The sequence below is a fragment of the Bartonella sp. CL25QHWL genome, assembly GCF_042195335.1.
Lineage (GTDB): Bacteria > Pseudomonadota > Alphaproteobacteria > Rhizobiales > Rhizobiaceae > Bartonella.
Genome location: NZ_JBHIOE010000002.1, coordinates 266,475 through 281,021 on the forward strand (window position 1 = coordinate 266,475; position 14,547 = coordinate 281,021).

Below are 14,547 nucleotides of genomic sequence, written 5' to 3' on the forward strand. Positions count from 1 at the left end.
AGGCAAAGTGTTCATATATCGTGGTGAAAGGAAAGAAAAATGAGCAAAATTAGCAATAGCGGGAACGAATCAAAAAATACTCTCTATTGCTCGTTCTGCGGCAAGAGTCAGCATGAGGTGCGTAAGCTCATTGCGGGGCCTACTGTATTTATCTGTGATGAATGTGTAGAGCTTTGCATGGATATTATTCGGGAAGAAAATAAGTCTTCTGGGGTTAAGGTGCGTGATGGTGTTCCTACGCCACAGGAAATTATAACAGTTCTTGATGATTATGTTATTGGTCAGCAGCATGCGAAGCGTGTTCTTTCTGTTGCTGTGCATAATCATTATAAACGGTTGGCGCATCAGTCTAAAAGCAATGATATTGAGTTGGCAAAATCAAATATTCTTCTTGTTGGTCCAACGGGCTGCGGTAAAACTTATCTCGCACAAACATTAGCACGTATTATTGATGTACCTTTTACGATGGCGGATGCGACCACTTTGACTGAAGCAGGTTATGTGGGGGAAGATGTTGAAAATATTATTCTTAAGCTTCTTCAAGCAGCAGATTATAATGTTGAACGTGCACAGCGTGGTATTGTTTATATCGATGAGGTTGATAAGATTTCTCGTAAAGCAGATAATCCTTCTATTACAAGAGATGTTTCGGGGGAAGGAGTTCAGCAAGCGTTATTAAAAATTATGGAAGGAACGATTGCTTCTGTTCCTCCTCAAGGTGGACGTAAGCATCCGCAACAAGAGTTTCTTCAGGTTGACACCACAAACATCTTATTCATTTGTGGGGGAGCTTTTGCAGGTTTAGAACGGATTATTTCAGGGCGTGGTGAAAAAACTTCTATTGGTTTTTCTGCGACCGTTAAGGCTCCTGATGAGCGTTGTGTCGGTGAAATTTTTCGTGATTTAGAGCCTGAAGATCTTATAAAATTTGGTTTAATACCAGAATTTATTGGACGCCTTCCTATAGTCGCTACCTTAGAGGATTTAGATGTTAACGCCCTCATGCAAATTTTATCACAACCTAAAAATGCATTAGTAAAGCAATATCAGCGTCTTTTTGAAATGGAGAATGTCGAGTTAGCATTTCATGAAGATGCTTTACGTGTTATTGCAAAGAAAGCAATTGAACGTAAAACTGGTGCTCGTGGTTTACGTTCAATTATGGAGAAGATCCTTCTTGAGACGATGTTTGAGCTACCGGCTCTTGAAGGCGTTCAAAAAGTGGTTATTTCGAGTGATGTCGTTGATGGGAAAGCGCGTCCTCTTTATATTTACTCAGAACGTGCAGAAGATAAAGAAAATGTATCAGCATGACATTGTGCGATGCACAATATAAAAGGTGGTAATGAATGGTATTTTATGGGTGTTTCTAATAATATCATTATAATGCTTGATTTATGTATGAGTAATTACCACTTCATGTACAGTGAAGAGCTGAGGTTTTCTAAAAGTGGGCTGGTTGTTGTAGATAGCTCATAGGCTCCAGAAAGGAGAGTTATGCAATATATTGATGAAAAGACAGATGAAGTAAGAGATGGGGTTTATGCTGTTTTACCTCTTCGTGATATTGTTGTCTTCCCCCATATGATTGTTCCACTTTTTGTGGGCCGCGAAAAATCAATTCGTGCTCTTGAAGAAACGATGGCGGTTGATAAGCAAATACTATTGGTGACACAAAAAAATGCTTCTGATGACGATCCAAAATCAGAGGATATTTATCATATTGGTACATTTGCTAATATTCTTCAACTTTTAAAGCTTCCTGATGGTACTGTAAAGGTTTTGGTTGAAGGAACTGCACGTGCAAAAATTAGTCAATTTGCTTTAAGTGAAGGTTATCATCAGGCTTTTGCAACTGTTACAGAAGAACCTAGAGAGAGTGATGTTGAGATTGAAGCTCTTTCAAGGTCAGTGATTGCTTATTTTGAAAACTATGTAAAGCTTAATAAAAAAATCTCTCCTGAAGTTGTGAATGCGATTGGCCAGCTTGATAATCCTTCTAAGCTTGCCGATACAATTGCTTCTCATTTGATGATTAAACTTGCAGAAAAGCAGGAAATATTAGAGCTCTTACCTGTGCGGGCCCGTCTTGAACGTGTTTTGTCCTTCATGGAAGGAGAAATTTCTGTTTTGCAGGTTGAAAAACGTATTCGTTCGCATGTTAAACGGCAAATGGAAAAAAACCAACGAGAATATTATCTCAATGAGCAGATGAAGGCTATTCAAAAAGAGTTAGGAGCAGGTGATGATAGCCGAGATGAACTCTCTGAATTAGAAGAACGTATCAAGAATACAAAACTATCCAAGGAAGCGCAGGAAAAAGCTGGAGCAGAATTGAGAAAATTACGGAATATGTCTCCTATGTCTGCAGAAGCGACAGTTGTACGTAACTATCTTGATTGGTTATTAGCAATGCCTTGGGGTAAAAAATCTAAGATTAAAAACAATTTAGATTTTGCTGAAAAGGTCATGAATAATGAACATTTTGGTCTTGAAAAAGTTAAGGAGCGAATTATTGAATATTTGGCCGTACAAAGTCGCGCGTCAAAGATAAAAGGTCCCATTATTTGTTTGTTAGGTCCTCCAGGTGTAGGGAAAACATCATTAGCGCGCTCTATTGCAAAGGCAACGGGACGTGAGTATGTTCGTATCTCATTGGGAGGTGTCCGGGATGAAGCAGAAATTCGTGGACATCGCCGAACATATATTGGCTCGATGCCTGGAAAAATTATCCAGTCTATGAAAAAAGCAAAAAAATCTAATCCGCTTTTCTTGCTTGATGAAATTGATAAAATGGGACAAGATTTTCGTGGCGATCCTTCATCTGCTTTATTAGAAGTTCTTGATCCTGAACAAAATGGTACGTTCATTGATCACTATTTGGAAGTTGAATATGATCTTTCTGATGTCATGTTTATCACAACTGCCAATACGCTTAATATTCCAGGTCCGTTAATGGATCGTATGGAAATTATTCGTATTGCTGGTTATACTGAATGTGAGAAAATGGAAATTGTTAAACAGCATCTTTTTCCAAAGGCACTAAAAGATCACTGTTTGTCTAAAAAAGAACTCAGTATTTCTGATGGAGCACTAAGGTCAATTATTCAGTTTTACACACGTGAGGCAGGCGTTCGTAACCTTGAGCGTGAACTCATGAAAATTTCCCGCAAATCCGTTACAAAAATTCTCAAAACGCATCAAAAATCTGTAAAAGTTACAGAAAGTAATATTCATGATTTCTTGGGTGTTAAACGTTATCATTACAATCAGATTGAAGGCGAAAATCAAATTGGTGTTGTGACAGGCCTTGCGTGGACAGAAGTCGGCGGAGAGTTATTGACCATTGAAGGAGTTATGATGCCCGGCAAAGGTAAGATGACTGTAACTGGAAATTTACGTGATATTATGAAAGAGTCCATTTCAGCGGCCGCATCTTATGTGCGTTCTCGTGCTGTTGATTTTGGTATTGAGCCTCCACTTTTTGAAAAACGCGATATCCATGTTCATGTTCCAGAGGGGGCGACACCAAAAGATGGTCCCTCTGCTGGGATTGCAATGGTGACAGCAATTGTGTCGGTCCTTACAGGAGTAGCTGTGCATAAAGATATTGCAATGACTGGTGAAATTACTTTACGTGGACGCGTTTTACCCATTGGTGGATTAAAAGAAAAACTCTTAGCAGCTCTTCGAGGAGGGATAAAAAAAGTACTTATTCCTGAAGAAAATGCAAAAGATTTGGTTGATATTCCTGATGATGTCAAAAATAATATGGAAATTATTCCGGTAAATCATGTGAGTGAAGTTTTGAAACACGCTTTGGTTCATTTTCCAGATACTATTGAATGGAAAGAACCCTCTACAGTGGCTGTCCCAATCCGGTCAGAGAGCAGTGATAGTGAAGGAATACAGATTGCGCACTGATTCACTTATCTCATTTATAACGGCATTTTTTAGGTGGCAGAAGGCGTTGTTGAGGTTATTATTTTGTTTTTTGTTGGAAAAAGTGAAAAATTCCGTGAATAACTGTGATTATTGCTAAAAAAACAATGTTTTGGATAAAAATAAGACTTCTGTTTGCTGTACTTTTCAATAAACTGACCAATAACATGATTAAGTCATGTTCAGGTAATATAGGGAAAGGAAATATTTTATGAATAAAAGTGAATTGGTTAGCTCCGTTGCTGAAAAGGCAGGTGTTTCGAAAGCGCAAGCTGGTGCTGTTGTTGATGCTTTTATGGCTTCTGTAACAGAAGCTTTAGCTTCAGGGGGAGATGTTCGTCTTCCAGGTTTTGGCACTTTTGAAGTTTCTCATCGTGCTGCAACAAAGGGGCGTAATCCTTCAACTGGTGCTGAAATCGATATTCCAGCACGTTCTGTACCCAAATTTTCTGCAGGAAAAAGCCTTAAAGAAGCAGTTAATAAAAAATAATTTAGAGCTACATTAAAAAAACCCGATTTATTTATAAGCGGGTTTTTTTAACACATGTGTTATGCGCATTTTTCATATAAAACTTTGAGATCTTTGCGATATTTTTTATTTTCATGTATTGCTGGTATTTTTGAAAATGATTTTAAGTTTTGTATAAAATACTGTCAGCTTAAAATATATTTTTTTTAGTATTTTCAAAAAATATTGCACCGTATTAATTGAGCACGGGTATGGCTTATAAAATGTAATATTAACTTTTATTACGCTGAAGTGTTACGGTATTTATTTCAAAACAAGATCCGTAAATAATATGAGGCGGAAAACTCTGTAAAGTCCATAAAAGTTATTATATATCACCATTGACGCTTAATAAAAGTGCATGTTGGTGCCACCGTGCTATCTATTTTCTCAGTTCCTATAATGTTGCGACTAGCCCCAGATATCTGAGACGAGTGCATAAGGGATAGTTTTATTCTTTTACTCTTATACGCCAACCTTTCTTGTGACACACCAAGAGGATAATTTTATTGATTTATTAGAGAGCCTGAAATGAAAGAATCTTTTGATATTCAGATTTGGTTTTCAATATTGTAATTTTTCTTGGCATTTGAGAGGGGAGAGATAGCTCCAGCTCTATCCTACAAATATTTTTTCCATATCTTTATTTCACTTGTGATATGCAAGCGAGTATTTTTCCTTCATCATACAAGAGTAAAAATGAGAGAACATCACAAATTTTGAGGGAGGAAGTTACAAAACAGAAAAATTACTCTTATAAAATAATATACATTACGTAATATAAAAACTATTAATAAAGATAGTACAGTATTACGTGCGTATTTTTCATCTATTTTTTTGATTATTCATAATATATTTATATGATTATTTTTTTAGTCATTAAATCATATTAAATTTTTGATAGCGGTAAAGGTTTTTTATAGCCAAAAGTTATTTCACAGCACCTACATAATTGAATAAATGATGAAATGTAGGTAGTATTTATTGATTGGAGGAGACAGTCTTTAAAAGGCTTTAGAATGATTTTTTCACGAGAGTCATAAAGATCTATTCAGTAGGTGAGAGGCGAATCGTATGTTTTTTATAAACAGGAGCTCTTTGATTCTTTATCTGCTAACCACTGAGTACAATCATTGAGAGCTCTCGCTGTTATGGCTTGTTTTTTTACTAATTTTTTTTCTTTACTTGGTAAGCGTTTCCCTGAATGTTTAATAGAAGCAATAGGGGGAAAAAGTCCGAAATTGATATTCATTGGCTGAAAAGACTGTGTTTCTGCTTTTTCATCTATGATGTGTCCCCCCGTAATATGATTCAAAAGGGCTCCGAATGCTGTAGTTTGTGGGGGGAGGCAAGGGGAAATATGATGATATTCGGCAGCAGCAAAACGTCCAGCAAGAAGCCCTATTGCCGCTGATTCTACATAACCTTCACATCCGGTAATTTGCCCTGCAAAGCGTAGTTGTCTTTTTTGTTTTAAACGAAGGGTTTGATCAAGAATAATTGGCGAGTTGAGGTAGGTATTGCGGTGAAGACCACCAAGACGCGCAAACTCTGCTTTTTCAAGACCGGGAATCATTCTAAAAATACGAATTTGTTCACCATATTTCAGTTTTGTTTGAAAGCCGACCATATTATAAAGCGTTCCAAGTTTATTATCTTGGCGTAATTGAATGACAGCATAGGGTTTAACTGTAGGGTTATGGGCATTAGTTAAGCCCATAGGTTTCATAGGACCATGTCTTAACGTTTCAAGTCCGCGCTCAGCCATAATTTCAATGGGGAGGCATCCATCAAAATAGGGCGTTTTTTCAAAGTCACGAAACTCTGTTTTTTCAGCATTTTTTAACGCTTCAACGAATGTTTCATATTGTTCTTTGTTGAGAGGACAATTAAGATAATCTTTTCCTGTTCCCTCAGGACCAATTTTATCATAGCGAGATTGATACCAACAAATGTTGATATCAATACTGTCGGTATGGATAATAGGTGCAATCGCATCAAAAAAAGAAAGAGCTTTTATACCGGTTATTGCTTGTAATTTTTGAGCAAGTGCAGGCGATGTAAGGGGGCCCGTTGCAATGACAACATGTTTCCAAGCTTTAGGAATTTCTTGAACTTCTTCACGTTTGATTGTTATAAGGGGGTGGTTTTCGAGTGCTGTCGTAACGGTTTTTGAAAATCCATCACGGTCAACAGCAAGAGCACTCCCTGCGGGAACTTTGTTGGCATCAGCAGCTTTCATAATTAACGATTTTGCTAATCGCATTTCAGCATGTAAAAGCCCTACGGCATTTGTTAATGAATCATCGCAACGAAACGAATTTGAACAAACCAGTTCTGCCAATTTATCGGTTTTATGGGCATCTGATTTTTTTTCGGGTCGCATTTCATGCAAAACAACAGGAATTCCTGATTGAGCGATTTGCCAGCTCGCTTCACACCCCGCAAGACCGCCACCGATGATATGAATTGGGATATCAAATGTCTTTAACATAATTGACTTTTAGCGTAAGCAGTTATGTATGAAAAGCATAGATTTTGTTTTTTTTAATATATTTGTTTGCTTTTTTTCTGTAATTAATGGTATAGAAACGCCGCTTGTATAAGGTTATTAGCTTGTAAGTTTGAGCGGATGTGGCGAAATTGGTAGACGCACCAGATTTAGGTTCTGGCGGGAGACCGTGGGGGTTCGAGTCCCTCCATCCGCACCAAAGCAATCCCTTAGGTGCTACGGATTTCTACGTGTCTGAAATTCCGCTTCATGGTAAATGTAACACTCGAAGTGTTAGAATGTAATGATTATTAGAGTGGGTTGATCCCTCTCCTTAGAAAAATGAAGGTGTTTAATGCAGGTTACCGAGACGCTTAATGAAGGACTGAAGCGCGAAATTAAGATCGTGGTTCCAGCGAAAGATTTAGAAGAAAAGTTGAATGAACGATTGGATGATACCAAGGGAAAAATCAAGCTTAATGGTTTTCGTCCCAGTAAAGTGCCTAGTGGGCATTTGCGAAAAATGTATGGTAAATCCTTTATGGCGGAGATTCTCAATGAGATACTCAGTGATGCACCCCGTTCTATTTTAGCAGACCGCAATGAACGTGCAGCGATGCAGCCAAAAATTGATATAGATGAAGATGAAAAAATTCTAGATGGCAAAGCTGATTTTACTTTTAGTTTAAAGTATGAAGTTTTACCAAAAATTGACATTAAAGATTTTGAACATATTAAGGTTATCCGTGAAATTGCAACTATTCCTGAACAGGATATTGATGATCAAGTCAATCGCGTCCTTTCTTCTACGCGTAATTATTCCCTAAAAGAGGGGAATTCTGAAGAAGGTGATCGCATTACCATAGATTATCAAGGTAAGCTTGAAGGCGTTCCATTTGAAGGTGGGACAGATAGTGATGCACAACTGATTCTTGGGTCAAAACAATTTATTCCTGGTTTTGAAGAGCAATTGGTTGGTGTGAAAGCTGGGGATGTAAAAACGATTTTTGTTAAATTTCCTGATAATTACAGTGCGGCACATTTGGCGGGACGGGAAGCAGAATTTGCCATTACTGTCAAAGCTGTCTTTAAACCAGATGAATTAAAAATTGATGATGAAGCAGCGCAAAAAGTTGGTTTAGAGTCTCTAGATCGCTTACGTGAGGTCGTTCGTGGGCAGATTGAAAGCCAATATGGTTCAGTGACACGTCAAAAAGTTAAGCGTCAAATTCTTGATGCTTTAGATGCTGATTATAATTTTGAGATTCCTGAAGAACTTTTAGAGGTTGAGTTTAACAATATATGGGCTCAGGTTAATGATGATTTGAAAAAGGCTGGGCGCAGTTTTGAAGATGAAGGTATTACAGAAGAAAAGGCGCGGGAGGAATATCGTGTCCTTGCGCAGCGTCGTGTTCGTCTTGGTTTGGTGCTTTCTGAAATTGGAATGAAGGTTGGTGTTAAAGTTAGTGAGGATGAGCTAAAAGCAGCCGTTTTTGATCAGGTTCGCCAGTATCCTGGACAAGAGAAAGAGATTATGGATTTTTTCCGTAGGACTCCGGAAGCTGTTGAAAATCTACGTGCTCCGATTTTTGAAGAAAAGGTCATTGATCATTTATTAGCACAGATAAAAGTCACAGATAAAGAAGTGACGGTTGAAGAGTTGATGAAAGAATATGACGAATCAGATGTTCCTGAAGAAAAGCCGGCAAAGAAAAAGTCTGCAGTGAAAGAAACGTCTACAGAGAAAAAACCAGCTAAGAAAAAGGCTCCTAAAAAAGCTTAATATTTATGCAAACAGAACAAGCCCGATAGAAACGGGCTTGTGTTGTAAGATTTATGTTCTGGGGTTACACTGAGAGAATGGTTTTAGATAAGCCATGAGTATATTTTAAATATTGGTAGTGGATTGGCAATGAGCATCATTGATACGCGTACTCCTGATTCTAAGCGTTTTATTTCTGGAGTTACAGGTGATTGGGAAGTCATCATTGGCATGGAAGTTCATGCGCAAATCATATCAAATTCAAAACTTTTTTCAGGAGCATCAACAAAATTTGGTGCAGAGCCGAACAATCATGTATCACTTATTGATGCAGCCATGCCAGGTATGTTGCCTGTTCTTAATCAAGAATGTGTTCGTCAAGCGGTTCGAACGGGGTTAGGATTAAAGGCGCATATTAATTTAAAGTCTGTTTTTGATCGCAAAAATTATTTTTATCCAGATTTACCGCAGGGGTATCAGATTTCTCAATTTCGCTATCCCATTGTGGGAGAGGGAAAGATTATCATATCTGTTGGTCCAGATTCGAATGGCCAATTTGAGGATATTGAAGTGGGAATTGAGAGGTTGCATCTTGAACAGGATGCTGGAAAATCGATGCACGATCAACATCCAACGATGTCTTTTGTAGATCTTAATCGTTCTGGTGTTGCTCTTATGGAAATTGTTTCCAAACCTGATATGCGCTCATCAGATGAAGCCAAAGCCTATATGACAAAATTGCGTACGATTGTTCGTTATTTGGGCACTTGCGATGGCAATATGGATGAAGGTTCTATGCGTGCAGATGTCAATGTATCTGTTCGTCGTCCTGGTGAAGATTTTGGAACGCGCTGTGAAATTAAAAATGTTAATTCTATTCGCTTTATTGGTCAAGCAATTGAGTATGAAGCGCGTCGTCAGATCGCAATTTTAGAAGATGGAGGCGTCATAGATCAAGAGACTCGGCTTTTTGATGCCGCTAAAGGTGAAACGCGTTCTATGCGCTCAAAGGAAGAAGCGCATGACTATCGTTATTTTCCTGACCCTGATCTTTTACCATTAGAATTTGATCAAGCATTTGTGGATGCTTTGGCAGCAGACTTACCAGAATTGCCTGACGCTATAAAAGCACGTTTTATTAAGGAAATGGGATTGACAGTGTATGATGCTTCCATTCTTGTGACAGAAAAGGCTATTGCTGATTATTTTGAAGAGGTAGCGCGTGGGCGTGATGGAAAAATAGTTGCCAATTGGGTGATTAACGACCTTTTAGGGGCTTTAAATAAAGATAATCGTGAGATTGAAGAGTCCCCAGTATCGCCAAATCAATTGGGAAGTATTATTGATCTCATAAAAGAAGGAGTTATTTCTGGAAAAATTGCCAAAGATCTTTTTGAGATTATTTGGAATGAGGGGGGTGATGCACGCCAAATTGTAGAAGAGCGAAATATGAAGCAGGTAACGGATACAAAGGCTATTGAAAGAGCTGTTGATGAGATCGTTGCTAATAATTCTGATAAAGTTGCGCAAGCAAAGCGCAAACCTGCTTTAGCTGGTTGGTTTGTTGGACAGGTAATGAAAGCAACAGGTGGTAAGGCAAATCCCCAAGCTGTTAATGAATTGGTTAAGATGAAACTTGGCATAGATTAAATTTTTATGGGGTGGAGAAGAAGCCATACATATGATATCTTCTTGAAATTAAAGGATAGCACGTTAACCTATCAATTGGAATTGTAGTTGAATTTACGAGTAATTTTTTCGATAATTTCAATCGTTAATAATTTTATTCCAACGATTAATTTCATGAGCGCACTAAATGAATGGAATAGCAGATGGCTCGTTTTTTTAAGCAAATCTTCACATGGTGGAATGGCAATACCATTGGTACGCGTTTTTTCACATGGCGCAAAGGTAAGCGGATAGGGGAAGATCAATTTGGAAATATATATTATGAAGGAGGACTTCATAAGGATGGTTATCCGCACCGTTGGGTTATCTATAAAGACTATTCTGAGGCCTCTACTATTCCACCAGGTTGGCACGGCTGGATTCATCATCGCTGTGAGTGTCCACCAACACAGGAGGATTATCATCCTTATGAATGGGAAAAGCCTCATGTTGCAAATATGACAGGAACAAGTGAGGACTATCGACCAAAGGGGGCTATCACTTCCAATGGAGAGTGTTCTTGTGTGCATGCAGATTATGATGCGTGGTCACCTAAAAAATAACATGTTTTAATGTGCCTGTGTATTTTTGTCTTATTTGACTCTATGTTATGAAAAGAATTATTTTTTTAAGGTGCGATTGATTTTGATATGATGAGATTTTTTTTATTGTTAGGGATGAGGCATTTTTTTTATATTTTTTTAATGGGAATTTTAGTGTTTTTATCCTTAAATAGTGGAGTGCGGGCTGAGCGTATTAGCAATGGAATTGCTGTTTTTGCGGGTCTTGACAAAATCACGGGGCGGACTACACGTTTTGAAGTTACTCTTGGTAAAATTTATCAGTACGGTGCATTACAGGTAACTCCACGTGCGTGTTATACGAGCTCTAAAGATGAACCCACGCGTACAACAGGTTTTGTTGAAGTCAATGAAGTGACATTAGATAAAAAAATACGGCGTATTTTTACAGGATGGATGTTTGCAGATAGTCCTGGTTTGAACGCTGTTGAGCATCCTATTTATGATGTATGGTTAAAGGATTGCAAGCAGAATTCTCAAGATCTTCCTCTTCAATGATTAGTGTATTATCTATTTATAATACATTGATTTATAATAGTTATTTATCATTTTACAACTTAATAGGAGGTTCAAATTCCTATGATTACCTCATTTAAAATTTTTTATATTGAATTGATCCAAACTATTCTCTTGCGCGTTAAAAGTGACGGATGTGTAAATAAGACTGTCTAAGAAAGGAATAAAAAACTCCGTCATGAACTGTTTAAATTCAAAGATGCATCATTAGAATAAACATATTTTTTCAGTGTTTCATAAGAGACAGTTCTTGAATTATATCTGTAAAAGGTTGAAATGAAAGGCTTGTTTATATTTGTTAAAGAGATGAACTGACGCTTTTGCATTTATGAGGGAAACAGACTATCAAGTAAGTAATTCATCATGAAACACCAATCAGTATATCTAGAGAACGCCTGTGTTGGTAGTTCTTTTCTCATAGAGATGTCGCTTTTTATTCAAAGAGTAGAAGCAATGCAAGCTATCTTAATGGAAAAATTGAGATTTAAGATTATTTAAAGTTTATCAATCGAAGTATAGCTTGGTTAAAAAATGCAATAATCAATATATTTCTAGTAAGAAAATAATGTTTATATATTTTTATTATACACCACCTCATAAGTGAGTTTGTCTATTCGTAAGTTCTTGTATATTGCATGGTAACTTCACATTTAAGTAAGTAGGATACCACTAAGTTTGTAAATCATATTCTTGACATCCATGCTTTTTAAAATCTTTTGTATAAAATACACGTGTTTTTATGTAGAGCTATTGAAAATTTAAAAAGGGGCTTCGAAGAGGCGTTGAGAAGATTCTGAATCACTGGGAATGGTATATTTATTTTGTATAAAAGAATAACCCATTTTCTAAAAAATACGAGATTTTATACAATGAAAGTTTCTAGTCACCACCATAATGATGTTTCCCGATTGCCAAAACAACCTAAAGAACCCTTATTGAATGTTCCATTTATTATAGTTGTTTTGATAGCATTTTGTTTTTGTCTTTATTGCATTTCTCAGTATTTTTTTTCTCATCAGGTTTATGTTGAAAGCCTTGAGTTTTTTTCATTTATACCAGCATTGTTTAAGAGGGATCCTGTAGCATTTTGTTATACCATGGTGAGTTATTCATTTATGCATAGTAGTTTTAAACATGTTGCTCTTAATATGGTTTGGCTTTTGGTTTTCGGCTCTCCTTTAGCAAGGCATTTTGGTGTTTTACGTTTTTTAATTTTTTGGGTGTTAACGGCAGTTATTTCTGTTTTGACTTATTTTACATTTCATCAAGAAAGTACCATATCACTTATTGGGGCGTCAGGTGCCGTATCTGGAATGATGGGTGCTATTGCACGTTACGGTTTTCCTAGTGGTAATCTAGCTGTCAATGCGCAGAACGAAAAACTTTTAGGACCTTTATTATCTGTCAAAAAAGCTCTGTGTTCTAAGGGGGGTCTTGTTTATATGAGTGTATGGCTGACGACTGATTTGATCATAGGTATTTCTTCTATTTTGTTTGAAGAAAATGGCATCTCAATAGCATGGGAAGCTCATATTGGCGGGTTTTTTGCGGGTTTTTTGTTGGTTGGTTTTTTTGATGTTTCACAAAAAATTAAAAACTAGAATCTAAGATATTGATGTGCCACATAAAGAGCTATTGTTGCTGCATTTGAAACATTTAATGATTTAATATTTCCAGGCATGTCAAGGCGTGTTAAAGCGCAAACGGTTTCGCGTGTTTTTTTACGTAAACCTTTACCTTCTGCTCCTAAAACAAGAGCAATTTTATTCCCTGTTAATGCTGTTTCTAGAGGTTGGTCACCTTCTGAATCGAGACCAAAGCTTGTAAAACCTGTTTGATGAAGTTCTTGAAGAGCTTCAGCGAGGTTTCGTACGGTAATATAATGAATCATTTCCAGAGCTCCAGATGCCGCTTTCGCAAGAACACCGCTTTCGTGGGGAGAGTGACGGCAAGTTGTAATAAGTGCTTTAGCTTTCAATGCAACTGCAGAGCGCATAATAGCGCCAACATTATGTGGATCGGTAATTTGATCCATGACAATGACCAGATCAGTATTGGTTAGTTCCGACAGTTTGCATGGTTTGAGGGGGAGAGTTTCCAGAACAATACCTTGATGAACAGCCTCACTTCCAACAAGCGAATCAAGATATTTGGGGGTGCATAATGTAACAGAGCAAGGATAATCTGATTCGGATATATTTAATCGTTTTAAGGCATTTTGTGTAACGTAAAGACATTTTAAAATTCTTTTTGGGTTTTCTAAAGCAGCCTGAACAGAATGAATACCATAAAGATAGATGATCCCTTGCTGTAAAGAAGCAGCTTTCTTCTTTGGGTGTGTAAAAGATCGAGAAGGAGAGCCTTTTGTATCGCGATATCGGCGACGCAAACGAGCATAATGAGAATTTTGTGATGTTTTTTCTTTCATAGCTTCTTTATAGCGTGTTAATAAGAAAAATAGAGAGAAAAAAATCTATGATTTAAAATTATGAGCAGGAAATTTGTACAGAACTGTATTTATTCTGTTGACAGATACAATAGTAATCGTCATAACCACTTCGCAATCAGATTGAATTGAATGGGTATTCAAGATGGTTGTCGTGATGTCTCATTGCGTGACTTTATCGGTGTAATGGAGGGGTGCCCGAGTGGTTAAAGGGGGCGGACTGTAAATCCGTTGCGTATGCTACGTTGGTTCGAATCCAACCCCCTCCACCATTCATCGAAGGAGAGTTAGTACGTGGGTCATGCGGGTATAGCTCAATGGTAGAGCAGCAGCCTTCCAAGCTGAATATGCGGGTTCGATTCCCGCTACCCGCTCCAAATGGTTGTTGATGATTGGGCAAATAGGTATGATGGAGGATATTCCATTTATAGATGGGGTGGGGTTTTGCCTCTAAGAGTTGTGGTTATTGGGCTGTTTACAGTCTGGTCAGACTCATTTTTGCAGGACTGACCCTAGGTGCTAACAAAAATAGAGAATAAAACAAGAGATTAATAGCAATGGCGAAGAGCAAGTTTGAACGAACAAAACCGCATGTTAATATTGGTACGATTGGTCACGTTGATCATGGGAAGA

General features: G+C 37.5%; 10 protein-coding genes, 3 tRNA genes and 1 pseudogene. 12 read left to right on the forward strand and 2 right to left on the reverse strand.

Features of this window, described 5'->3' with window-relative positions; genetic code table 11:
* Window positions 1-39 precede the first annotated feature (39 nt).
* From clpX to ACFILY_RS02350, 3 genes are all read left to right on the forward strand, one after another.
* Window positions 40-1,314, forward strand: coding sequence for an ATP-dependent Clp protease ATP-binding subunit ClpX (clpX, locus tag ACFILY_RS02340; protein WP_273723371.1), 1,275 nt, complete (start codon window positions 40-42; stop codon window positions 1,312-1,314).
* 183 nt (window positions 1,315-1,497) lie between these two features.
* Window positions 1,498-3,924 carry an endopeptidase La gene (gene lon, locus ACFILY_RS02345; RefSeq protein WP_375637372.1) on the forward strand — a complete coding sequence of 809 codons (2,427 nt, stop codon included), beginning with the start codon at window positions 1,498-1,500 and terminating at the stop codon, window positions 3,922-3,924.
* 229 nt (window positions 3,925-4,153) lie between these two features.
* On the forward strand, window positions 4,154-4,432 hold the full coding sequence (locus ACFILY_RS02350; RefSeq protein WP_273791158.1) for an HU family DNA-binding protein: 279 nt from the start codon (window positions 4,154-4,156) through the stop codon (window positions 4,430-4,432).
* Window positions 4,433-5,531: 1,099 nt separating this feature from the next.
* Here ACFILY_RS02350 and trmFO read toward each other — a convergent pair.
* Complete coding sequence (gene trmFO, locus ACFILY_RS02355) at window positions 5,532-6,944, reverse strand: methylenetetrahydrofolate--tRNA-(uracil(54)-C(5))-methyltransferase (FADH(2)-oxidizing) TrmFO (RefSeq protein WP_375637371.1); 1,413 nt, start codon at window positions 6,942-6,944, stop codon at window positions 5,532-5,534.
* Window positions 6,945-7,078: 134 nt separating this feature from the next.
* Between trmFO and ACFILY_RS02360 the strand changes: the two genes are divergently transcribed.
* The 6 genes from ACFILY_RS02360 to ACFILY_RS02385 all read left to right on the forward strand — a co-directional run bounded on the left by ACFILY_RS02360 (window position 7,079) and on the right by ACFILY_RS02385 (window position 13,069).
* Window positions 7,079-7,161: transfer RNA gene (locus ACFILY_RS02360), tRNA-Leu, on the forward strand.
* Window positions 7,162-7,296: 135 nt separating this feature from the next.
* Window positions 7,297-8,724, forward strand: coding sequence for a trigger factor (tig, locus tag ACFILY_RS02365; RefSeq protein WP_375637370.1), 1,428 nt, complete (start codon window positions 7,297-7,299; stop codon window positions 8,722-8,724).
* Window positions 8,725-8,853: 129 nt separating this feature from the next.
* Complete coding sequence (gatB, locus tag ACFILY_RS02370; RefSeq protein WP_375637368.1) at window positions 8,854-10,353, forward strand: Asp-tRNA(Asn)/Glu-tRNA(Gln) amidotransferase subunit GatB; 1,500 nt, start codon at window positions 8,854-8,856, stop codon at window positions 10,351-10,353.
* Window positions 10,354-10,535: 182 nt separating this feature from the next.
* A complete protein-coding gene (locus ACFILY_RS02375) occupies window positions 10,536-10,934 on the forward strand; it encodes an NADH:ubiquinone oxidoreductase subunit NDUFA12 (RefSeq protein ID WP_375637366.1) in 399 nt (132 codons plus the stop codon).
* A gap of 90 nt (window positions 10,935-11,024) precedes the next feature.
* Complete coding sequence (locus ACFILY_RS02380; protein WP_375637434.1) at window positions 11,025-11,450, forward strand: DUF2155 domain-containing protein; 426 nt, start codon at window positions 11,025-11,027, stop codon at window positions 11,448-11,450.
* 887 nt (window positions 11,451-12,337) lie between these two features.
* Window positions 12,338-13,069: a rhomboid family intramembrane serine protease gene (locus ACFILY_RS02385; protein ID WP_375637364.1), complete on the forward strand. Its 732-nt coding sequence runs from the start codon at window positions 12,338-12,340 to the stop codon at window positions 13,067-13,069.
* On the opposite strand, the gene ACFILY_RS02390 is transcribed toward ACFILY_RS02385, so the two are convergent.
* Window positions 13,066-13,896, reverse strand: a complete 831-nt coding sequence (locus ACFILY_RS02390; RefSeq protein WP_375637362.1) for a TrmH family RNA methyltransferase — start codon at window positions 13,894-13,896, stop codon at window positions 13,066-13,068. The genes ACFILY_RS02385 and ACFILY_RS02390 overlap by 4 nt on opposite strands.
* A 206-nt stretch (window positions 13,897-14,102) precedes the next feature.
* Here ACFILY_RS02390 and ACFILY_RS02395 point away from each other — a divergent pair.
* The 3 genes and pseudogenes from ACFILY_RS02395 to ACFILY_RS02405 form a co-directional block, all read left to right on the forward strand.
* Window positions 14,103-14,186, forward strand: a tRNA-Tyr gene (locus ACFILY_RS02395).
* Between the two features lie 31 nt (window positions 14,187-14,217).
* Window positions 14,218-14,291, forward strand: a tRNA-Gly gene (locus ACFILY_RS02400).
* A 180-nt stretch (window positions 14,292-14,471) separates the two neighbouring features.
* A pseudogene (locus tag ACFILY_RS02405) lies at window positions 14,472-14,547 on the forward strand (elongation factor Tu); the annotation flags it as partial.

Bases quoted from the DNA above. Each gene is read 5' to 3' on its own strand.
- ACFILY_RS02385 (WP_375637364.1), top strand. From the start codon at position 12,338: ATGAAAGTTTCTAGTCACCACCATAATGATGTTTCCCGATTGCCAAAA.
- clpX (WP_273723371.1), top strand. From the start codon at position 40: ATGAGCAAAATTAGCAATAGCGGGAACGAATCAAAAAATACTCTCTAT.
- ACFILY_RS02390 (WP_375637362.1), bottom strand. From the start codon at position 13,896: ATGAAAGAAAAAACATCACAAAATTCTCATTATGCTCGTTTGCGTCGC.
- ACFILY_RS02350 (WP_273791158.1), top strand. From the start codon at position 4,154: ATGAATAAAAGTGAATTGGTTAGCTCCGTTGCTGAAAAGGCAGGTGTT.
- tig (WP_375637370.1), top strand. From the start codon at position 7,297: ATGCAGGTTACCGAGACGCTTAATGAAGGACTGAAGCGCGAAATTAAG.
- gatB (WP_375637368.1), top strand. From the start codon at position 8,854: ATGAGCATCATTGATACGCGTACTCCTGATTCTAAGCGTTTTATTTCT.
- ACFILY_RS02375 (WP_375637366.1), top strand. From the start codon at position 10,536: ATGGCTCGTTTTTTTAAGCAAATCTTCACATGGTGGAATGGCAATACC.
- trmFO (WP_375637371.1), bottom strand. From the start codon at position 6,944: ATGTTAAAGACATTTGATATCCCAATTCATATCATCGGTGGCGGTCTT.
- ACFILY_RS02380 (WP_375637434.1), top strand. From the start codon at position 11,025: ATGAGATTTTTTTTATTGTTAGGGATGAGGCATTTTTTTTATATTTTT.
- lon (WP_375637372.1), top strand. From the start codon at position 1,498: ATGCAATATATTGATGAAAAGACAGATGAAGTAAGAGATGGGGTTTAT.